Here is a 20,331-nt window from a genome sequence, read left to right as displayed (position 1 = left end):
ATGCCCAGGAAGAGTTGGCACGTCATGATCACATCCGCTCCGTCCGCGCCGCGCGTACGCGCGAGTGCCACGGCCCTGTTCCTCACCGCCGCGATGTTCCTCGGCGCCTCGGCGCCCCGGGCCGACGACCGGCCCGCGGCGCCGTCCCCCGACGACATCTGCCGTTCCCTGCACGTCGACGACGTGCCCGCCTCGTACGTCGTCCTCGTCGACACCTCCTCCTCGATGGAGGACCGCGGCCCCGACGGCGCCACCCAGTACGACACCGTGAGGAAACGGCTGCGGACGTTCCTCGCGGGACTCGGGCCCTCGGACCAGGTGGCGCTGGTCTCCTTCGGGCGCTCCGTCGGCGTCGTCCACCCGCTGGGCCCGGCTGCGGGCGCGCGGGACGCGGTCGACGACCTGCCCGCGCGGGCCACGGAGACCGCGAGCGACCCCGGCAGCGCCCTGGAGACCGCCGCCGACCAGCTGCGCGACAGCCGTACGCCGGTGGCGGCGGTGCTGCTGCTCACCGACGGCGCGATCAACGCCCCCGACAGCGCATACGCCAAGCTGGGCTCGCCGAGCTGGCGCAGGCTCGGCGAGCGCTACCGCACGCTGGGCGAGGACCGCACGGTGGTCGGCTACGGACTGCCGCTCGCCGACGATACGCACGTCTCCGACATCCTGGGCGCGGTCGTCGCGACGCCGCGCATCCTCCCGGTCGGGGCGGCCGCCCTGGGGACACAGCTGAACAGCGCCAAGGACCGGGTCCGGACCGACAAGGCGGTCCGCACCCTGCGCGACGACGCCGGCGCGGGGGTGCGGCTGTCCCTGACCGACGACACCGCCGGCACCGGCACCGGCTCCGACGCGCTCGACCTCGGCACCGGCGACCGCGAAGGCGCACGGCGGCAGACGGTACGGCTCACCGTCACCTCCACCGCCCACCACGTGCCGCTGAGGGTCCGGCTGCGCGCCCGGACCGACGGGGGCGGCCCGTCCGTGAGCTCCGTCGGACTGCCGGACGAGGCCGTCACCCTCGAACCGGGTGCGCGGCGGACCTACCACCTCACCCTGCTCTGGCGTCAGGACCCCCGGCCCGCCCTCGCCCCTTCCACCAAGCCCTTCGAGACGGGACTGGCCGTCTCCGCCGAGGTGACGTCGTCGTGGACGCCAACGGTCCACGGGGCACTGGGCTACCCCGGGTTCCGGCTCGCCGCCCCCGCCACGGCGCGGGTGCGGCTGCACGGCCAGGTGCCCGGCGAACCGCCCGTGTGGCTGTACCCGGTGCTGCTCGTGCTGGTGCTCGGCGGAGTGCTGGCGGGGTGGACGGCGTACCGGCGGCGCAACCACCCGCTGTCCGGGACGCTCGTCATCACGGACCTGCGCTCGGGCGACCGGGTCCACCATCCGCTGGACGGGCGGCTGTTCGCGAAGGACATCGAGGTCGCACAGGTACGCGCCCGGGTCAGGGTCCGCGGACGGGGCCCGGCCGGGCGCACGGTGCTGGCCGTGGAGTGTGTGCGGGAACCCGTACGTGCCAACGCCCCCCGCCTCGCCGACAGCGGGCAGTGCGAACTCGGCAAGTCGACCGTCCTGTGCGGGATCGGCTTCTCCCACACGTCCGACCGGTGACGGGAGCGCAGGTGAACCCTTCCGCGCCCGCGGTCCCGCATCCGGGCCCCGCCCCGATCGTCGCCCTGGAGCGGTCCGACCCCGCCGAGGCCGCGGGGTTCCGGCTGCTGGGCCGGCTGGCCACCGGCGGCTTCGGCCACATCTACCTGGGCAGACGGGCGGTCGACCACGCCGTGGACCCGGGCGGCGACCCGTACACGCTGGCGGCCGTGAAACTGCTCAAGCAGGAGTACTCCGGCAACGCCCTGCACGTGCAGCGCTTCCGTCAGGAGAGCAAGGCGCTCCTGCGGGGGGCCGGCGCCCGTATCCCCGAACTGCTGTCCTCCGAGTTCGACGCCGGCAGGCCGCCCGCCATCGCCACACGGTTCATCCCCGGGCCCTCCCTGTACCGGGTGATGGCGGTGCACGGCGGAGCGCTGCCGGCCGAGACCGGTTACGCGGTGGGAGCCGACCTGGTCGACACCTTGCTCGCGGCGCACGACCAGGGGGTGTGGCATCGCGATCTGCATCCCGGGAACGTCCTGCTGACGGCGGACGGGCCGTGGATCATCGACTTCGGCCTGACCCGGATCCGCGGCCAGCAGCTGACCCGGCCCCTCGACCAGGCCTTCGGTAATCCTCATTACTGCGCGCCGGAGCAGCTGGAGGGCCTGGCCGAGACGGACGCGGCCACCGACGTCTTCGGGATCGCGGCGGTCCTGCTGTACGTGCTGACCGGACACGCGCCCTACCCGGGACCGCGCACCGCCGCCGGGCGGCCGGCGGATCTGTCCGGGCTTCCGCGGGACCAGGCGGCGCAGACGGTCGGCGCCTGTCTCGCCGAACGCGCCGGCGACCGGCCCTCGCTCGGCGAACTGCGCTCGGCGCTCGGCGAGCCCGGCGCTTTCACGCTGCCGGCCGGTGTCCGGCGGGCCCTGGACACGCACCGCGCCCTGCTGACGGAGTTCCTGCGTGGCGCGGACAACGAGGCCGACCTCACCGTGCCGTTCCGGCCGGGCCGCCGCAGCTGGAGCAGACGGGTGGGGGAGTGGGCGCACGCCCTCGCGGCCGTCGGGGACGACACCGTGGCCACCGCCGACGGAGCGGGCCGGCTGCACTGGCTGCACCCGGGGACGGGCGCGATGGAGCGCACCGATGTCGGATTCCGGCCGCCGTTGCGGCTGTGCGCGGGAGAGCGCGCGATCCTCGTCCAGGACGCCGCCGGACGCCTGGAGGCCTGGGACACCGTGTCCCGGACGCGTCGCTGGTCGGTGCCGGAGCCGGGCGGCCGGGTCCTGGCTCCGGCGCTGCTGCACGGCCGCAATGTTCTGCTCGGCGACGCCGGGGGAAGGGTTCACCACTTCGACGCCGACACCCGTCTCGTGTGGTGGCAGGGCGAGCCGCTGCCGGGCGCCACCGCGCTGGCCGCCGGCCGGCAGCGGGTGTACGCGCTCATCGATCACGGACGGCAGTTGCACGCCCTCGACGACGAGGACGGCAGGGTGGCCTGGGCGGCGCCGGTCGCCCTGCAGGCGCCGGTGCGGGCGATGCCGCTGCCGGAGAAGGACGCGGTGTACCTCGCCGACACGCGGGGCGCGCTGTACTGCGTGGCGGCTTCCGACGGCGCGCTGCGCTGGCGGGTACGGCTGGGGGCGCCGGTCGTCGCCGCGCCGGTGCGGGTGGGTGACGCGGTGGTCGTCGGCGACACGGCCGGAGTGGTGCACGCCCGTGACCTCGCCACGGGAGCGGAGAGGTGGCGGAGCGCCGGCCCGGGAGGGGACGAGGTCTTCGCGCTGTGTGCCACCGCAACCGTCGTGGTGTGGGGCGGGTGGCAGGGGCGCCTGCATGTCGTCGACGGGCTCGAGGGCACCTCGCTGCAGAGTTTCGACATGCGTGGCCAGGTGCTCGCCGTGGTCTGTGCCCCCTCGCAGGAGGCCGTGTACGCGGCGACCGCGAGTGGCGAGGTGCACGGCGTACCGCTGTGACCGAGGGCGGACGCGCCCCGCGACCGCCGCACGGAGCCATGACCGGGCCGGCTCCTCGACGAACCCGCGGACCGCACGGGACTCCCGCCCTGGAAGCGTGGTCAGGACGAGGGCGTCGCCGCCGTGGAAGCCGTGCCGGTCGCAGTGCTCGTTCAGGTCGCCGCACAGCCCGTCGCATAGGCGGGTGGGCCGGGGGTAATCGCATCGCGTGTCGCAGGCTCACGTGAATGGAGACCTCTGGTGCTGATGGCTCACCCCGCGGTGTTGAAGGACCTGGTCGTGCAGTACGAGACGCTGCGCGTGCTGCAGGCCGAGAACGGCAGCCCGGCCGCACAGCGGCGGATGGACGACATCGCCTACACCCTGTGCGTCTCGACCGGCACCCGGGACGTCGACATCGCCCTCGTCGCCGCCCGCCACCAGCTCCCCGGCGCCCGTCCCCAGGACGACTCCGTACTCAGCGCCGGCTGACCTCGCGCCTTCGCTGCCTCCGGTCACTCCTGGTCGGCGAAGACGCCGGTGTCGAGGTGTCCGAGGACGTCGGCGGGGTCCCGGTACACCGTGCGGGCGCCGGCCGCCTCCAGGTCCGCGCGCGGGATCCCGCCGGACAGCACCGCCACCGGGACCACTCCGTCCCGTACGGCGGCCTTCATGTCCCAGACGGTGTCACCGACGAACACGGCTCGTTCGCCCGGTACGCCGGCGAGTTCGACCGCCTGCAGGTGGTCGCCGCAGGGAATGCTCTCGGCCACGTCCTCGGGCCGGACGAACCGGGTGGCGGCTTCGAAGGCGGCGGGTCCGGGGAGTTCGGAGTTGACCGGCCAGCCGCCGCCGAACCAGCGGAACTGGTCGTGGGCGCGGGCGATCGCCGCGTCGCGGTCGGTGTCGTAGCAGATCGGCAGCTGGCCGACCTTGGGCTTGCCCGTGCCGCCGTGCCGGTCGAACGCGGAGATCAGTTCCGGCCTGGGCTCGGTGGCGATCACCAAGTCGGCGAGATGGCCCGCGAGTTCGCACGAACGGTCGCCGGAGACGGCGACGCCGATCGGCGGGGGCGCGCCGGGCAGATCCCACAACCTGGCGTTCTCCACGTCGAAGTGGGCGCCGTGGTGGTTGAGGTTCTCGCCCGCGAAGAGTGCGCGGGTGATCTCGACGGCCTCTTCCAGCCTCTCCAGCCGGACGCGGGCGACGGGCCGGCCGCCGCCCACCACATGCCCGTTGAGGTTCTCCCGGAGCCGAGTCCGAGGCGGAAGCGCCCCTGGGAGAGCAGGGCCTCACGGAGCTGATCCACAGCGACGTGGCCGCGGCTGTTCCCTGGGCAGGTCGTCACTCCCTTCCATGGCCAACGCCATACCTCGGGGCGCTCCTGCGGGGAGGTGGTCCGCCGCATGCCTGGCGGGGAGGGGAAAGGCCATCCGGCGCGGCCCGTGATCATGGCTGGTCGGGCGGCACGAGGCGCGGGGGTCAGCGGCGCAGCATCATGACGACGACGACGATGACAATGATGATGACGATGGTACCCAGACCTATGTACACGAGTTTCTCCTTCCTTAGCGGGGCGGCACTCATCGGTGCCGCAGAAAACCGAGTGCCCCCGTCAACGCTTTTCAGCCTTCAGTCTTCTTCGGCATGTTCGGCGGTACGGCCCGGGCCGGCGGAAGAACGCGACACACGTTGCGTCACCGCCCCATCCGTGTCCGCCACGAAACACCGAACCCAGGGGGAGCACGCGGAGCACGCGTCGACGCTCTGCCGTCACGCGCAGTGGGTGGCGAAGCCTCGGGGGATGACGGTCAGAGCGACGGATATCAAGCGCGAGATATCCGACCCATGGTGCTCTTTTGGAAAACGCACGGGATGACACCCCCGGTACGTAAGTTCCGTTGATCGATGGGACGGTGGCTCGATCTGTACCGTCAGCGCCGCCCTACGTCGTCGGGCGAGAAGTGGTCACCGTGATGCCGGCAGCACGCCTCCGCGGGCCGAAGAGGGGGAGGTCGGCAGGTGCGGCGGAGGCTGACGCACTGCGCCCGCACAGGAGGTGACTTGGGCTGACGCGACCCCCGGGGGGACATATTTCCGCCATCCCGGCGCTCTTTTGGATTTCCTGCCGTGCCGATGTGTGGGATTTCGGATCATGGGCACCCGCTGTTTTGAGAGAGCGTATCCGAATATCAAAGAGTCGCTGATCTGCTGCGCGGTTTCGACTGTTCAGCATGAAATCTCTGTCGTGAAATGTCTGTCGTGAAATCTCTATGAGGGAGTAGTTTTATGAGTGACAACATCTGGGGCTACCAGCCGACTTCCGGCCACACCACAGGAATCGACCTGATCGGGTACAAGGTCGAAGCCACGGACGGTGCCATCGGCAAGGTCGACAAGCACTCGGACGACGTCAACTCCTCGTATCTGGTGGTCGACACCGGCGTCTGGATCTTCGGCAAGCACGTTCTGCTGCCGGCCGGCACCGTGCGCACCGTCGACCAGGCCGAACGGAAGATCTTCGTCGACCTCACCAAGGACGAGATCAAGAACTCGCCGGAGTTCGACAAGGACAAGCACGTGGGCGACGCGGGCTACCACGAGCAGGTGGGCAGCTACTACACGGACCAGCGCCGCATCTGACTCCTCAGCCCGAACCCGGCCCGGCGGGGGCCGGCCGCGGAACACCGCGGCCGGCCCCCGCATTTGCGTGCCGCCGCCGTGCCGCCGCCGTGGCGCCCCCCGGGGGGGGGCCGCGCCCGGGGGGGGGGGCGGGGGGGCGCGCGGGGGGGGCCCCCCCCCCCCCCCGCCAGGGCTGCTACCAGGAGAGGGCGTCGCTCGCGTTGTCCTGCCAGTAGGTGACGGTGGCGGCGCTGTTGAAGAAGACACCGGCCTTCGGCAGCTTCAGGGTCTTCTCCTTGTTGGTCGCGTTGCCCTTCCGGTCGGCGAAGAACACGCCCAGGGTCTTCTCCTTGGCTCCGCCTTCGCCCTCGGGGGTGGACGTCGTGATGCCCGCGTACGCGGACTGGCCGGGCTCGAGCGTCACCACCGCCTGCGGCGTGGTGTCCTCGGCCCACGGCAGCGGGGCCTGGGCGTCGGCGCCGGCCCTCAGGTAGGGGGCGATGTAGGCGTAGCAGGGCTTGGTGCCGGTGTTGGTGGCCTTGAGCAGCAGGTGGTTGATCGGGCGGGACACCTCGGTGACGGTCAGCTTGGTGTTCGCCGTGGTGCAGGTGACGACCGACGTGGCCTTCTTGGTGGCGGCGGAGGCGGTCTGTTCGGTGGCCTGGAAGCCGACGAGGGCGAGTGCGGCGGCGACGACCATGGAGGAGGCGGCCGCGCGGGAGACGAAACGGGTGGCGATACGCATGAGTGAGCTGCTTTCTCCGAATATCCGGAAGATGTTCTTCCGGTTGTGAGCTGTGCCGGACGGTCCTGTCCTGGTGTGCTGCGTGTGGTGTGCGTGGGCGCGCCGGAAGTGCGGGCGTGAACGCGGGGTCGAGTGAGGACGATCGCCCTGTCCGGTGTGGCGCCGTTCTCGATGACCGAAGCCTGTGCCATGCGGCGTTCCGTCCGCCATTCCCCTCGGGAGTTTCGGGATGCTGGAATGCCCGCACCGGCTCTGAGCTGCAGAAACGTGGTCTTACTGGGATGCCGAATGGAACGGGGGACCGTGCTGGCGGCTGACGGGACCGCCGGCTTCGGCGTCGGCTTCGACATCGGCTTCGGCTCGGGCGCGGCTCCGTTTCCGGAACGGCAGGGCCTACTCTGATCCCCGTGAGGCAGGCAGGCGTTGGGAAGGATGATCGGCGATGACGCCCCTGAGCACCGGGGACCCGGAGTCCATAGGCGGGTACACCCTCCTCGGACGGCTCGGGACGGGCGGCATGGGAGTCGTCTATCTGGGAGTCTCCGCCTCGGGACGGCAGGTCGCGGTCAAGCTCGTGCACGGGCCGTACGCCCAGGAAGAGGAGTTCCGGACGCGCTTCCGGCAGGAGATCGCGGCAGCGCGCAGAGTGAGCGGCGCCTTCACCGCGCCGGTCGTGGACGCCGACCCGGACGCCGACCGGCCGTGGATGGCGACGCTCTACGTGCCGGGGCTCAACCTCGCCGAAGTCGTGGAGAAGGACGGCCCGCTGAGCCGGCCGGAACTGCGCGCGCTGGGGCTGGGGCTCACCGAGGCGCTGCGCGACATCCACCGGGCGGGCCTGGTGCACCGGGACCTCAAACCGCGCAACGTCCTGATGACCGAGGACGGGCCGCGCGTCATCGACTTCGGCATATCGCGCGCTTCCGACAACCAGAACCTCACCACGACCGGGCGAATGATCGGCACTCCGCCCTTCATGTCGCCGGAACAACTGGCCTCGCCCCGGGACGTCACCCCGGCCTCGGACGTGTTCTCGCTGGGGTCACTGCTGGTGTTCGCGGCCGTCGGCACGGGACCGTTCGACGCCGACAGCCCGTACATAACCGGCTATCAGGTGGTGCACGGGACCCCTGACCTCGCCGGGGTGCCCGAAGCGTTCCTGGGCATCGTCGAGCGCTGCCTGGACAAGGACCCGGCCGTACGGCCGGAACTGACGGACATACAGAACATGCTCCAGGCGCTGCCGGAATCCGACGCCACCGGGTCCCCGGGGACCCGGTCCGCGGAACCCCGGGTCCGCCCCGCTTCTCGGAGCGCGGCCACCGCCTCCACGGGCGCCGCGACCGGCACCGGCACCGGAAAGCGACGTCGAGCCCGGACACTGCTCACCGGCCTCGGTGCGGCGCTGGCCGTTGCGGGGCTGGCTGTCGGGGTGGGCGTCTTCGTCTCCGATCCGGACACCACCACCTCCCGGACCTCCGCCTCGGACGCCACCGCCCGTGCCGCGTCACTGCCCGCCGGCTGGCGGCCGTGGCAGAAGGAGCTGCGGTACGACGTGAAGGGTGTTCCTCTCGACTACGACAGCCCCGGATGCGTGACAGAGGGAAGCGCCCTGTTCTGCGGCGGTACGGGCTTCACGGCCGCCAGGATCGACGCGGCCTCCGGCCGCACCCTGTGGCGGACCGGTACCCGGCCTCAGGGGGCGCAGCCGATCGGCGTCCGCGACGGGCTGGTCTATGTGTACGAGGATCCGGACGACAGGACCAGGCGCGTGGTGGCCCTCGACGCCACTACCGGGCACCGGCGGTGGCAACGCGACATCAACAAGTCCGAGGCCGCCGTCCTGTACGACGGCGGGTTGCTGACCCTGTCTCCCGACTACTCGTCGTTCGTGGCCTACGGGCCTTCCGGCAGGGAACTGTGGCAGGCGCCCTCGCTGGACGAGTACTGCACTCCGTCGGCGCTGGGAGGCGTCCCCTACGCCCTGTGCTCGGAGGGCACCGAGCCCGGCAAGGCCCCGGTCGAGCTGATGAAGCTCGGACCCGGCAGTCTGACCGAAACCGCCACACTGCCCAAGAAGGCGGAGGCGCTCGGCGCTGTCGGCGGGCAGCCCCTTTTCCTCGCCCCTCAGACTGCGAAGGACGTGTACGAAGCCGGGTACGAACGGCCGTACAACGCACTGCTGCGGGTGGCTCCGGAAACCGGGCAGGTCAGACGGATACCGCTGGCACATCCGCTGACCGGCGCGGCCACCCTGGTGGACGGTGTCGTCTACTTCGTCCGGTCCGACGGGTCGGTCACCGCGGTGTCGGCGGGCAGCGGCAGACAACTCTGGCACAAGATGACGGACGTGGAGAGCCTGTCCGCGCCCGCGGTGTCGGCGACGTACCAGCGGGTCTACTTCTCCAACCGCTTCGGCCGTCTGCTGGCACTGGACAGCCGCACCGGAGCGGAGGTCTGGCGCACCTCCGCGCTGGACGACCCCGGGGACAAGGCGCAGGGGTACCCGCCGCGAGTGCTGTTCGTCAAGGACGCGATCGTGGCGATGGCCGGCGACACGGCCTTCTCCCGGAGCCCGGACGGACCCACCTGACGGACATCCCTCCCGGCAGGCATCTCCGGCCGCGTACATCCTCGGAGGACGGGTACTCGGTGGGCCGCGAAGATTACCCACTGGAGGAGTCATGATCGCTCTCGGTGTCATTCTGCTCGTCGTCGGATTCCTCACGGGAATCGGCATCCTCTGGACGATAGGCATCGTCCTGCTGGTCATCGGTCTCGTCCTGTGGGTCCTGGGGTCCGTGGGCCACGCGGTGGGCGGTCGTCGCCACTATTGGTGACGCATGCACGGCACCTCCGGCCCGTACCAGTCCTCGGTGCCGCCCTCCTGCCCCGGGGGCGGCACCAGCCGCCGGCGCGCGGCCGGGCGACCGCGGGTGAACGAACCGGATGGCCTGCGCCTGGTCATCCGGCTCCGCGGCCGGCTGCACACGGTCGCACGGGACACCGGCAGACAGGTCGTCGCTCACCTCCGTCTGCGCAGGCCCGCCATCCCTTGGGTATCAGGCGAGCATGCCTTCGCGCAGGCGGGCGAGGGTGCGGGACAGGAGCCTGGAGACGTGCATCTGGGAGACGCCGAGGCGTTCGCCGATCTGGGCCTGGGTGAGTTCCTCCACGAACCGCATGTGGATGATCTGCCGGTCGCGTTCGTCGAGTTCGGCGATCAGCGGGGCCAGGGTCCGGAAGTCCTCGACCAGTTCCAGCGCGGTGTCCTCGGCGCCTATGAAGTCCTGCAGGGCGCTCTCGCCGTCCTCGCCGGCGTTGATCGTGGCGTCCAGGGAAGACGAGTTGTAGCCGTTGGCGGCCAGGCGGGCCTCGCGCACCTCGTCCTCGGGCAGGCTCATCAGGTCCGAGAGTTCCTTGACCGTGGGGGTACGGCCGAGGCGGCTGCGGAGTTCCTCGGTGGCGCGGGCGAGTTGGACACGGGCTTCCTGGAGCCGGCGCGGGACGTGCACGGCCCAGGAGGTGTCGCGGAAGAAGCGCTTGATCTCGCCGACGATGTAGGGGATCGCGAAGGAGGTGAACTCGGCCTCCCGGGAGAGGTCGAAGCGGTCGATCGCCTTGATCAGGCCGATCATGCCGACCTGGACGATGTCCTCCATCTCCTCCGGCCCGCGGCTGCGGAACCGGCCGGCCGCGAAGCGGACCAGGGACATGTTCATCTCGATCAGCGTGTTGCGGGCGTACTGGTGCTCGGGCGTGCCCTCCGCCACCACCGCCAGCTGGTCGAAGAACAGCTTCGACAACTCCCGTGCGTCCTTCGGCGCGACCTTGGAAGGATCCGCGATCTCCGGAACTTCCACCGCCCGCCCGGCGGTCTGCAAGGTCGTCGTCGGCATGATGCGCCCTCCCAGTCGGTCGCCCTCGTCCTCGCCGGTCCGTCCCGGCAAGCACGCGCCTACCCCGGCTGCCGTCCGGCATTCCTGAACCCACGTCATTCTCCGCCGGCCTCACCGTCGGCGCCAAGCGCTCTCAGCCGTCCGGGATGGGCTCGTCCTTCGGGGGCACCCGGCAGGGCATGGCTACTGGATCGGCAACGGCAGGCGGACGCGGGCAGGTTCAACGTGCCGCGAACAGCAGAGCGGTCGCGGCAGCGGCGCGTGCGGGCTTCGTCGCCCGCGGGGTCATCTACGCCCTGATCGGCGTCCTCTCCCTACGGATCGCCTTCTCCGGCGGGGGCCGGCAGGCCGACCGGGGCGGCGCGATCGCCGAGATCGCCCAGAAGCCCTTCGGTGCCGTACTGCTGTGGCTGCTCGGCATCGCCCTGGCCGGGATGGCCCTGTGGCGGCTGTCCGAGGCCGCCTTCGGGCAGGCGGGTCCCGACGGCGGCAAGCTGGGCAAGAGGGCGGCGGCCGCGGGCCGTTGTGTCTTCTACGGATTCGTCGCCTACTCCGTGCTCTCCTACGCTGCCGGGGACAAGGGCAGCGGCAGCGGCAGTTCCGACAGGAACTCCCAGGACGTCACGGCGAAGGCGTTGGACTGGCCCGGCGGGCAGTGGATCGTCGGCGTCGCGGGTGCCGCGGTGACCGCTGCCGGCATCTGGATCGCCGTCCGGGCCGTGCTGCGCAAGTTCGAGAAGCACCTCAGGATGTCGGAGATGTCGGAGAAGACACGTAAAGTCGTCTCCTTCCTCGGGGTGTTCGGCGGTGCGGCCCGGGGCGTCGTCTTCGCCACCGCGGGCGGCTTCGCCATCGCCGCGGCCGTCCAGCACGAGCCCGGCAAGGCCAAGGGCATGGACAACACCCTGCGTACGTTCGCCGACACCCCCGCGGGCCCCTGGCTGCTGGCGCTGATAGCGGTCGGCCTCATGGCCTTCGGGGTCTTCTCCTGGGCCAACGCGCGCTGGCGCAAGGTCTGACGGGCGGTGGACGCGGCACACGCCCGGCAGAGGAGGCCCGGGTGGGCGCCGTCCCGCTCGAGGATCCGGCCGCAATCGGCGCCTCGCCTCGCCGGAGAGGGGTCGCGGGTCAGAACCGCGGGGCTCGGGCTCCCGACGCGGTCACGATGAACTGGGCGTAGGAATCGGCGTTCATCAGGGCGCGCCGGCCCATGGAGTACCAGTTCGGCTGGCGGCTGGAGTCGTTGTTCTCACCGCTGTACCCGGAGGGGTCCCGCAGGGCGCGCTTGGCGAGCGTGGCCGCGTCGCTGGCCGCCGCCGCGTCGGGGACGACGGTGGCCATCTCGGCGTTGTACTCCTCCTCCTGCAACTCCGAGGCGCGCGGGCTGTACTGGTAGTCCAGCGTGCCGGCGAACCGGTGCGTCGCCTCGTGGATGATGTACCAGGCGTTCTGGCCCTCGTCCGTGAGGTTGATCGGGCCGCTGCGGCCGGTGTCCAGGGTCGGAAGGTCCTCGCTCTTCTGCTGGTCCGGGTTGGTCACGCGGTTGTACACGTCGTACCAGCTGGAGCCGACCCAACCGGCGACTCCGCGAGGGACGTTGCCTTCGCCCACCAGGGCGATCTCGGCCCCCTGGGCGTTCAGTCCTGCCTGGATGCGCCGCACGACCTCGACGATCCGCGGCAGGAAGGCGGCGACCTGCCCGGGTGTCGCGGCCCGGAACGCCGGGAAGCCCGACTGGAGTGCCGTCAGCAGCTGACCGCCCGGCGCGTTTCCCGCCGCCGTCAGCAGGGCGAGGGCCGTCGAGATGGCCTGCTTCGCCTCGACCAGGGCCCGGCGGGTCCGGGACTCGCGCTGCGGGTACTCCCGATCCGGGATGGTGCCCTTCTTGGAGAACCTCGCGTTCGCGCTGCTGTGCACCTGCTGGGTCGCGTCGTCGTAGATGTCCCCGTGCCGCGGTGTGCCCTGGCCGTTGATGCCCAGTTGGGTGGCGGTGCGGACGTCGTCCGGGTTGCCCCTGTCGCGCCACCGGGTCTCCTGGCCCAGGCGGGGGTCGTTGAAGCTGGCGGCCTGGTCGAACTCCCAGACCGTGCGCTGGACCGCCGGGCTGCCGTGCGGCCCGGCGTCCCGTACCTCGACCGCCCCGGCGTCCGGGACCCGCTGGGCCGTCCGCTCCGCGCCGTCCGCCTCCTGGGCGACCGCGCGCTGCGCGACGGCCGACGGCGCGGTGGCCGCGCCCGCCGTGAAGGCGGCGCCGTCGGCGACGGCCGCGCGCTCCGAGCCCTGTCCCGGGTCGGTCACCGTGACACCGGCGCCGTTGTCGTTGCCCGTCTCGCGGATTCCCCGGAGGTTCTTGTCGAGATGGCTGGTCTCGTGGGCGAGGATCTCGGTGTCGCCGACGGCCGACGAGCCGAGGAAGATGTGGCTTCCGATCGTCATGGCCTGCGCGCCCAGCGCCGCGGTGGCGCGCTGGGCGGTCGCGTTGTCGTGGACGCGGCCCGCGGAGAGGGCGTCGTTGCCGTAGAACGCCTTCGCCTTGGTGAGGAAGGGGCCCGGGAGCGGGCTGCTCGGCGTGGCCATCGCGGCGTCGATGAGGCTGCGATGGTCTGCCGCGTGGGTCTCCTCGGCACCGTCGTGCTCGTGGCTGTGCCCGGGGGCCTCCCGGCGCTGGACGGCCGGGTCCGCGTGCTCGCATCCCGGGCCGTGCTGGTGCCGCTCCTGCTCGACCATGCGGGCCACCGCGGTGTTGCCCGCCGTCTGCTGGAGGTCCAGCATCCGCTGGACCAGCGCACTGGGCCGGATCACACGCTGGGCGGTGTCCCGTTCGTCCGACGACCGGTCCCGCTCTCCCCGCGCGTGCATGACGTTCCCTTCGCCCCGTACTGCTGCCTGTCCATCCTTACCGGAGCCCCGCCGTCGCCCACAGGTCCGTGAGGGCAGTTCCCGGGGCAGCCATGAGGGACGGTACGACGGTACGTCCGGGTTCCCGGGCACCGGTGAGGGCGGGAGCGGACCCGGGCGTGGCCGCTGCGGCCGGAAGAGTGCGCAGACGCACGGTGTCGAACCCCCCCCGGAACGAAAGTGAGCAGGTGCCACCCCTGCGTCCGACGTGTACGAACCGTGGACCGCGCGTGGCAAGTAAGCGAAGGGTAAGTGATGGTGCGGGGCGGCCCGGTACAGGGGTCGTGGAAACCCGGGGAGCGGGGGAGCCCGCCGCCGTACGGCCGGTGCGACCGGTGTTCGTCCGGGCCTTGCCTGCGACGTGGTGGGGGCCCTTGGATGATCTTTTCCGGGCGACGCTGCCGCGCCCGGACGACGGAACGGACGAGGAGTTGCCGGTGACCAGCGACAAGCGCACAGGACCGCCCGCCTTCGGAAGCGAACGCGACATGCTGCGGGCCTTTCTCGACTACCACCGGGCCACCCTCGCCATGAAGTGCGAAGGGCTCACCGACGAGGAGTTGCGGCAGCAGTCGATGCCGCCGTCCACGCTCTCGCTGCTCGGTCTGGTGCGGCACCTGGCGGAAGTGGAACGGGCCTGGTTCCGGCGGGTGTTCGAGGACCATGACGCGCCCATGGTCTGGTCCGACGAGATCGACTTCCAGGCGGCCTACGACGCGAGCGGGTCGACCCGGGACGAGGCGTTCACGGCCTGGGAGGCGGAGGTGGAGACCTCGCGCCGCATCGAGCGCGAGGCCGGCTCCCTGGACCAGGCCGGATACCAGCCGAGGTGGGAGGAGGAGGTGTCGCTCCGGATGGTGATGACCCACGTCCTGCTGGAGTACGGCCGCCACAACGGACACGCCGACTTTCTGCGGGAGGGCATCGACGGGAGCGTGGGAGCCTGACCGCCCGGGCGGTGGCCCGGCGCGCCGCCGGTTTCTGCATGGCGTGCCACGCGACCGGCGCAACGTGTGCGGTCACGCCCGCTGTCTCGGCAGCGCCGCTCGGAGGCCGCACGTCCAGGGCGGTTTCGCCCAGCGGTTCGTCGTGCCCGCCGACCGGGTACGGGTGCTGCCGGCCGGGCTCGACCCGCGTCGCGCCGTACTCGCCGAGCCGCTGCCGGTCGCCCTGCACGCGGTGCGCCGCGCCGGGGAAGTGGCCGGCCGGCGGGTGCTGGACCTGGGCGGCGAATGATCCCGGTCGGGGCGCGGCCGCTGCTAGACGATGTCGAGGCAGTCGAGGAACGGTGTCGCGGTGGCGGCGTCTCCCGTGATGCGGCAGTGGTCGCGCCAGGGTTTGCGGGTGGTGGCCCAGGCGATGAAGTCGAGTGCCGTGCTGTGGATCCGGGTCGTCGCGTCCGCGTCCGTGCCTGGGGCCACGGTCAGCCGCCCGTCCGGCCCGGCCGCGGGGAGGACGGTGACCGTGGTGGCGCCCGGACCGGCCAGGTCGAGGACGAGGGGCTCGCCGACGGTGGCGGTGAGTTCGGGGCCCTGCATCTGGGGGAGCCCGGCGAGCATGAAGTCGACGGCCGGGGCGACCAGGTCGTCGGTCGGTTCCGGCAGGGCGAAGGGGAGCGGGCCGTCCGGGGCGAGCAGGTCGTTGCGCAGATGGCAGAAGACGTTGAACGCCATGGTGTTCGCCAGCAGGTGGCGCGGATACGTGCCGAGTCCGGCCACCTCGACCGGCTCGTCGGCGCCGGGCGGCTGCTGGGCCGCTTCCAGCAGGTCCAGCTGGAGGGGGGTGCTGTGCCGCCACTCGTCGAGGACCTCCGCATGGCTCAGGCCCCGGCGTTCGTCGACGCGCAGGTCGTGGTAGCGCTCGCGGTTCTTCGGCAGCGAGGGGTCGGGCGGCGGCGGGTGCACCGCCTCGGAGGCGAGGGCCGCGAGGTGGGCCAGCACGTCGATGACACGCCAGCCGGCGCATACCGACGGCAGCTCCCACTGCTCGTCGTCCGTCCGCAGGACGATCTCCGCCAGGTCCGCCGTGCTCGAACGCGCGGCGGCGACACCGGCACGGGTCATGGTTCCTTCCTCCGGGGGTCTCAGGCGTCCTGGCCGATCCAGACCGTCTTGGCGTTCATGAACTCCCGCATGCCGAGGTCGGACAGCTCACGGCCGTAGCCGCTGCGCTTGACACCGCCGAAGGGGATCTCGGGATAGCTGGTCGTGTTGCCGTTGATGAAGGCCATGCCCGACTGCACGTCACGGACGAACAGGTCGCGTTCGGCCTGGTCCTCGCTCCACAGGTTCGAACCGAGGCCGTAGGGGTGCCCGTTGGTCTCCCGGAGGGCCTCCTCCAGGGACGCGACCGTCCACACCTGGGCCACGGGGCCGAAGACCTCCTCGTGGTACATCCGCATCTCGGGTGTGATGTCGGTCAGCACGGTGGGCGGGTAGAACCAGCCCGGTCCGTCCGGGACCCGGCCGCCCAGCAGCACCGTCGCGCCCTTGCCGACGGCGTCGTCGACGTAGGCGCCACGTCCTGTCGGCCGGACTCGGTGGCCAGCGGGCCGACGTCGGTGCCCTCGTCCATCGGGTCGCCCACCGCCAGCGCGCCCATCTTCGCCACGAACATCTCGATGAACGCGTCACCGATGTCCTGGTGGACGAAGAACCGCTTGCCGTTGATGCAGGACTGCCCGTTGTTGAGACACCGCGCCTTCACCGCGACATCGGTGGCCCGGTCCAGGTTCGTGGAGGGCATGACGATGAACGGGTCGGAGCCGCCGAGTTCGAGGACCACCTTCTTGATCTCGTCGCCGGCGATGGCGGCCACCGACCGTCCCGCCGGTTCGCTGCCGGTCAGCGTCGCGGCCGCCACCCGCGGGTCGCGCAGCACCTGCTCCACCCGTCCCGAGGAGATCAGCAGGGTCTGGAACACGTCGTCGGGGAAGCCCGCGTCGCGGAAGAGCTCCTCCAGGTACAGAGCGCACTGCGGCACGTTCGAGGCGTGCTTGAGCAGGCCCACGTTCCCGCCATCAGGGCGGGCGCCGCGAACCGCATGGCCTGCCACAGAGGCAGGTTCCACGGCATCACCGCGAGCACCACACCGATCGGCTGGTACGTCACGAACGTCCGCTTCGCCTGTACGCGTTCGGCGTCACCGTCCAGGTCCCGCAGGAACCCGGGGCCTTCGGCGGCGTAGAAGTGCAGCCCGTGCACGCACTTGGCCACTTCCTGTTCCGCCGCGCGGAAGGTCTTGCCCATCTCCTCGGTGATCATCCGGCTGACGCTCTCGACCTCCTTCTCCAGGCGCTCGGACGCATGCTGCAGCCATCCCGCCCGTTCCTCGATGCTCGTCAACCGGTACGAGGCGGCCGCGGCCGCCGCCCGGGCGAGCCTGTCCTCCAGTTCCTCAGGGGTCAGTTCGTCGAACGTCCTGAGGACCTCACCTGTCACCGGACTTGTCGTCGCGACAGCCATGAATCATTCACCTGTTCGCTGCGGACAGGACGCTGACGAGTTGTTCGGCGAGCGGGCCCGAGGAGGCAGGGTTCTGCCCGGTGTAGAGGTTGCGGTCCGAGACCGTGTACGGCTCCCAGGCGGGGCCCCGCGAATACTCGGTGGGCAGCTTCTTCAGCTCGTCCTCCAGCAGCCACTTGGCTTTGTCGGCGAAACCGACACCGACTTCCTCCTCGTTGCAGAAACCCGTCAGACGGTAGTTCGCGAAAGGCGTGTCGCCGTTCGCGTCCCGGGTCGCGAGGAGAGCGGCCGGGGCGTGACAGACGATGCCGAGTGGATTGCCGGAAGCGAGTGCTCTGCGCAGCAGTTCCCCGGATTCGGCATCGACCGAGAGGTCCTCCATCGGGCCGTGTCCGCCGGGGTAGTAGACCGCGTCGTAGTCCTCGAGGCGCACGTCCTCGAGGGAGACCGGGTGCCGCAGTTCGTCCGCCGACTCGATGACGGCCTCCTCCCGGAGGGAGTTCTCCTCGCCGCCCGCCATCCGCGGTTCCAGGCTCATCGTGTCCACAACAGGGACGACACCGTGCGGAGTTGCCACGGTGACGTCGTGTCCGGCATCGGTGAACACGCGGTAGGGCGCCACGAACTCCTCGGCCCAGTAGCCGGTCGGATGTCGGTGCCCGTCCTTCAGGGTCCAGTAGCTGGCGCCGGTCAGCACGCACAGGATCTTGGCCATGGGAAACTCCGGAAGTGCCGTGGGTGATTAGGCCTATACAACAAGTCTGAGCAGGCCTCTCGGCGGCTGCAACTCATGGTCTGCGGGAACGGAACGTAATTGTGCGGAACGTAATTGTGCGGAACGTAATTGTGTGGAACGAAATTGTGCGGACCGGAATTCAACTGCCACCTGCCCGGCAGGGGCATCCTCTCCGTTTGACCGCCGCCGATACAGGACTAGGCTGATCTGGCGCCCGATATCGGCCTTCCTGTTCTCACTTTGCACGTCGAGGAAGTGGAAGCACATGACCGCCTCTGGGATCTTGAAATCACGCGAGGGCGGACTGGCCCTCGCGGTGGCCGTGCTCGCCGCCCTGACCGTGGTGCCGGCGCACGCGGCGGACGGCGTCGCCGCGCCTCCGGAGGGCCGGAAACCGACCGTGGTCCTCGTGCACGGAGCGTTCGCCGACGGGTCCAGCTGGAACGGCGTGGTGCAGCGCCTCCAGGCCGACGGCTACCAGGTCATCGCCCCGCCCAACACGCTGCGCGGCATACCCCAGGACTCCACGTATCTGAACAGCCTGTTGAAGACGATCAAGGGGCCGATCGTCCTGGTCGGACATTCCTACGGCGGCGAGGTGATCTCGCAGGCGGCCGCCGGACTCGACAACGTCAAGGCGCTGGTCTACATCAACGCGATCATGCCGGACAAGGGCGAGTCGTTCGCCAGTCTCTCCGGCAAGTTCCCGCCCGTTCCGCTCACCAACGCGTTCCAGCCGGTCCCGTTCCGTAACGGCGACGGCACCACCGGCACGGACGTGTACATCCAGCCCGGCAAGCTGCACGCGACCTTCGCCCAGGACCTCCCGCAGCAGCAGGCGTCCGTCCTGGCGGCGACGCAGCGCCCGATCGCGCAGTCCGCGTTCACCGACAAACTCACCGAGGCGGCCTGGCGGGACAAGCCGGTCTACGTGCTCGTCGGCAACCAGGACCGGGCGATCAACCCGAGCCTGGAGAGGTACGAGGCCAGGCGCGCACACGCGCGCAAGACCGTGGAGATCGACTCCTCGCACGTGTCCCTGATCTCCCACCCCCAGGAGGTCACGGCCCTCATCGTGAGCGCGGCCCAGAACTCCGGACAGCGGTAAGCGGCAGGGGTGGCGCGGCCCGGTCGGCAATCCTTACGGGTCGCGGACGTCCAGGCGGTATGCCGGATTGGTCCGGTTGTCGCGAGCCCGGGCGACCTAACGTCTCAGTCATTCCGAACTTCCGTCCCACACACGGAGAATGACGATGACGCCTGCCCGCACCGTCCGTATCGCCGCCTCGATCGGCACCGCCGCGCTCGCCGTGGCCACCGCGTTCGCCGTCCCGGCCGCCGCCGCCTCGCACCAGAACGCGCGCCACCACTCCACGGTCTTCGTGCAGACCGACAGCCCTTCCGGGAACGCGATCGTCGCCTACGACCGCGACGCCGACGGCACCCTCACCGCCGCGGGCCGCTACCCCACCGGCGGCCTGGGCGGCAGCCTGGCCGGCTCGGTGGTGGATCACCTCGCCTCGCAGGGCTCGCTCGCCTACGACCGCGCGCACCAGCTCCTCTACGCCGTGAACGCGGGCAGCGACACCGTCACCGTGTTCGCCGTGCACGGCGACCGGCTGACGCGCACCCAGCAGGTGGCCTCCGGCGGCTCCTTCCCGGTCGGCATCGCCGTCCACGGCGACCGGGTCTATGTCCTCAACGCGTTGGACGGCGGCTCCGTGCAGGGGTTCGTCCGGGTCGGCGACCGCCTGACCACCGTGCACTCCTGGAACCGCGGCCTGGGCCTGGATCCCACGGCCACGCCCCAGTTCACCCACACGCCGGGCCAGATCGCGTTCACGCCCGACGGCACCCGGCTGGTCGTCACCACCAAGGCCGCGGCCAACAGCATCGACGTCTTCCCCCTGGACCGCTCCGGCGCCCCGGCCCGCGAGCCGGTGGTGAACTCCGAGCCCGGCACCGTGCCCTTCGGCTTCGTCTTCGACGCCAAGGGCCGCCTCCAGGTCACCCAGGCCGGCACCAACACCGTGGCGACCTACGTCGTGGCCCGCGACGGCAAGGTCACCCCGGTCGGCGCCCCCGCCGCCACCGGACAGGCGGCGACCTGCTGGATCGTCAGGGACGGGCGCCACCTGTACGCCTCCAACGCCGGCAGCGGCAGCCTGTCCGGCTTCCGCACCGGCGGCCGGCACGGCCTCGTCCCGCTCGGCGACACCGGTACCGACGGCGGCACCGTCGACGCCGCCGTCTCCTCGGACGGCCGCTACCTCTACGCGCAGACCGGCGCCAAGGGCGTCGTGGACGAGTTCCGGGTGAACCACGACGGCTCACTGACCGCGATCGGCTCGGTCACCGTCCCTGACGCGGTCGGCGGCGAGGGCATCGTGGCCCTGTAGCCGCCCCG

17 protein-coding genes and 2 pseudogenes are annotated in these 20,331 nt (G+C 71.1%); 11 read left to right on the top strand and 8 right to left on the bottom strand.

The window, feature by feature from the left end; all coding sequences use genetic code 11:
• Positions 1 to 24 precede the first annotated feature (24 nt).
• The 3 genes from ACWGJB_RS23715 (at position 25) to ACWGJB_RS23705 (ending at position 4,052) form a co-directional block, all read left to right on the top strand.
• Positions 25 to 1,617, top strand: a complete 1,593-nt coding sequence (locus tag ACWGJB_RS23715; RefSeq protein WP_453382117.1) for a VWA domain-containing protein — start codon at positions 25 to 27, stop codon at positions 1,615 to 1,617.
• Positions 1,618 to 1,628: 11 nt separating this feature from the next.
• Complete coding sequence (locus ACWGJB_RS23710; protein WP_453382116.1) at positions 1,629 to 3,581, top strand: outer membrane protein assembly factor BamB family protein; 1,953 nt, start codon at positions 1,629 to 1,631, stop codon at positions 3,579 to 3,581.
• A 240-nt stretch (positions 3,582 to 3,821) separates the two neighbouring features.
• Positions 3,822 to 4,052 carry a DUF5133 domain-containing protein gene (locus ACWGJB_RS23705; RefSeq protein ID WP_453382115.1) on the top strand — a complete coding sequence of 77 codons (231 nt, stop codon included), beginning with the start codon at positions 3,822 to 3,824 and terminating at the stop codon, positions 4,050 to 4,052.
• A gap of 23 nt (positions 4,053 to 4,075) precedes the next feature.
• On the opposite strand, the gene ACWGJB_RS23700 is transcribed toward ACWGJB_RS23705, so the two are convergent.
• Together ACWGJB_RS23700 and ACWGJB_RS23695 are read right to left on the bottom strand one after the other, a co-directional pair.
• Positions 4,076 to 4,261 carry an HAD family hydrolase gene (locus ACWGJB_RS23700; protein WP_453382239.1) on the bottom strand — a complete coding sequence of 62 codons (186 nt, stop codon included), beginning with the start codon at positions 4,259 to 4,261 and terminating at the stop codon, positions 4,076 to 4,078.
• A pseudogene (locus ACWGJB_RS23695) lies at positions 4,256 to 4,848 on the bottom strand (TIGR03557 family F420-dependent LLM class oxidoreductase); the annotation flags it as partial. The pseudogene ACWGJB_RS23695 and the gene ACWGJB_RS23700, both read right to left, overlap by 6 nt.
• Before the next feature lie 1,001 nt (positions 4,849 to 5,849).
• Here ACWGJB_RS23695 and ACWGJB_RS23690 point away from each other — a divergent pair.
• Positions 5,850 to 6,203, top strand: coding sequence for a PRC-barrel domain-containing protein (locus ACWGJB_RS23690; protein ID WP_360492481.1), 354 nt, complete (start codon positions 5,850 to 5,852; stop codon positions 6,201 to 6,203).
• A gap of 175 nt (positions 6,204 to 6,378) precedes the next feature.
• On the opposite strand, the gene ACWGJB_RS23685 is transcribed toward ACWGJB_RS23690, so the two are convergent.
• Positions 6,379 to 6,927 (bottom strand): DUF4232 domain-containing protein, encoded by a 549-nt coding sequence (locus ACWGJB_RS23685; protein WP_453382114.1) that lies wholly within the window; start codon positions 6,925 to 6,927, stop codon positions 6,379 to 6,381.
• 442 nt (positions 6,928 to 7,369) lie between these two features.
• Here ACWGJB_RS23685 and ACWGJB_RS23680 point away from each other — a divergent pair, with 442 nt between their 5' ends.
• Both ACWGJB_RS23680 and ACWGJB_RS23675 read left to right on the top strand, forming a co-directional pair.
• Entirely contained in the window at positions 7,370 to 9,520 is a 2,151-nt protein-coding gene (locus ACWGJB_RS23680) for a protein kinase domain-containing protein (protein WP_453382113.1), read from the top strand.
• A 91-nt stretch (positions 9,521 to 9,611) separates the two neighbouring features.
• A complete protein-coding gene (locus tag ACWGJB_RS23675; RefSeq protein ID WP_453382112.1) occupies positions 9,612 to 9,767 on the top strand; it encodes a DUF6131 family protein in 156 nt (51 codons plus the stop codon).
• Between the two features lie 222 nt (positions 9,768 to 9,989).
• Here ACWGJB_RS23675 and ACWGJB_RS23670 read toward each other — a convergent pair whose 3' ends face one another.
• Positions 9,990 to 10,826 carry an RNA polymerase sigma factor SigF gene (locus ACWGJB_RS23670; protein WP_453382111.1) on the bottom strand — a complete coding sequence of 279 codons (837 nt, stop codon included), beginning with the start codon at positions 10,824 to 10,826 and terminating at the stop codon, positions 9,990 to 9,992.
• A 179-nt stretch (positions 10,827 to 11,005) separates the two neighbouring features.
• Here ACWGJB_RS23670 and ACWGJB_RS23665 point away from each other — a divergent pair, with 179 nt between their 5' ends.
• On the top strand, positions 11,006 to 11,845 hold the full coding sequence (locus tag ACWGJB_RS23665; protein ID WP_453382110.1) for a DUF1206 domain-containing protein: 840 nt from the start codon (positions 11,006 to 11,008) through the stop codon (positions 11,843 to 11,845).
• A 109-nt stretch (positions 11,846 to 11,954) separates the two neighbouring features.
• Here ACWGJB_RS23665 and ACWGJB_RS23660 read toward each other — a convergent pair whose 3' ends face one another.
• Positions 11,955 to 13,685, bottom strand: coding sequence for an eCIS core domain-containing protein (locus tag ACWGJB_RS23660; protein WP_453382109.1), 1,731 nt, complete (start codon positions 13,683 to 13,685; stop codon positions 11,955 to 11,957).
• 476 nt (positions 13,686 to 14,161) lie between these two features.
• On the opposite strand from ACWGJB_RS23660, the gene ACWGJB_RS23655 reads away from it, so the two are divergent.
• Both ACWGJB_RS23655 and ACWGJB_RS23650 read left to right on the top strand, forming a co-directional pair.
• A complete protein-coding gene (locus ACWGJB_RS23655) occupies positions 14,162 to 14,671 on the top strand; it encodes a DinB family protein (protein ID WP_453382238.1) in 510 nt (169 codons plus the stop codon).
• Positions 14,672 to 14,714: 43 nt separating this feature from the next.
• The gene (locus tag ACWGJB_RS23650; protein WP_453382108.1) at positions 14,715 to 14,960 is read left to right on the top strand and encodes a hypothetical protein; all 246 of its coding nucleotides are present in this window, start codon (positions 14,715 to 14,717) and stop codon (positions 14,958 to 14,960) included.
• A gap of 23 nt (positions 14,961 to 14,983) precedes the next feature.
• Here the strand turns inward: ACWGJB_RS23650 and ACWGJB_RS23645 are convergent, their stop codons facing one another.
• From ACWGJB_RS23645 to ACWGJB_RS23635, 3 genes and pseudogenes are all read right to left on the bottom strand, one after another.
• Positions 14,984 to 15,787 (bottom strand): maleylpyruvate isomerase family mycothiol-dependent enzyme, encoded by an 804-nt coding sequence (locus ACWGJB_RS23645; protein WP_453382107.1) that lies wholly within the window; start codon positions 15,785 to 15,787, stop codon positions 14,984 to 14,986.
• A 20-nt stretch (positions 15,788 to 15,807) separates the two neighbouring features.
• Positions 15,808 to 17,188, bottom strand: a pseudogene (locus ACWGJB_RS23640) (NADP-dependent succinic semialdehyde dehydrogenase).
• A gap of 7 nt (positions 17,189 to 17,195) precedes the next feature.
• Entirely contained in the window at positions 17,196 to 17,903 is a 708-nt protein-coding gene (locus tag ACWGJB_RS23635) for a type 1 glutamine amidotransferase domain-containing protein (RefSeq protein WP_453382106.1), read from the bottom strand.
• A gap of 286 nt (positions 17,904 to 18,189) precedes the next feature.
• Between ACWGJB_RS23635 and ACWGJB_RS23630 the strand changes: the two genes are divergently transcribed.
• Both ACWGJB_RS23630 and ACWGJB_RS23625 read left to right on the top strand, forming a co-directional pair.
• Positions 18,190 to 19,032 carry an alpha/beta fold hydrolase gene (locus ACWGJB_RS23630; RefSeq protein WP_453382105.1) on the top strand — a complete coding sequence of 281 codons (843 nt, stop codon included), beginning with the start codon at positions 18,190 to 18,192 and terminating at the stop codon, positions 19,030 to 19,032.
• Positions 19,033 to 19,171: 139 nt separating this feature from the next.
• Complete coding sequence (locus ACWGJB_RS23625) at positions 19,172 to 20,323, top strand: lactonase family protein (RefSeq protein ID WP_453382104.1); 1,152 nt, start codon at positions 19,172 to 19,174, stop codon at positions 20,321 to 20,323.
• Positions 20,324 to 20,331: the final 8 nt, after the last annotated feature.

Source organism: Streptomyces sp. NPDC054813 (assembly GCF_053611365.1).
The sequence above is the reverse complement of the archived record's forward strand: the minus strand, read 5'-3'. Positions and strand labels throughout refer to the sequence as shown.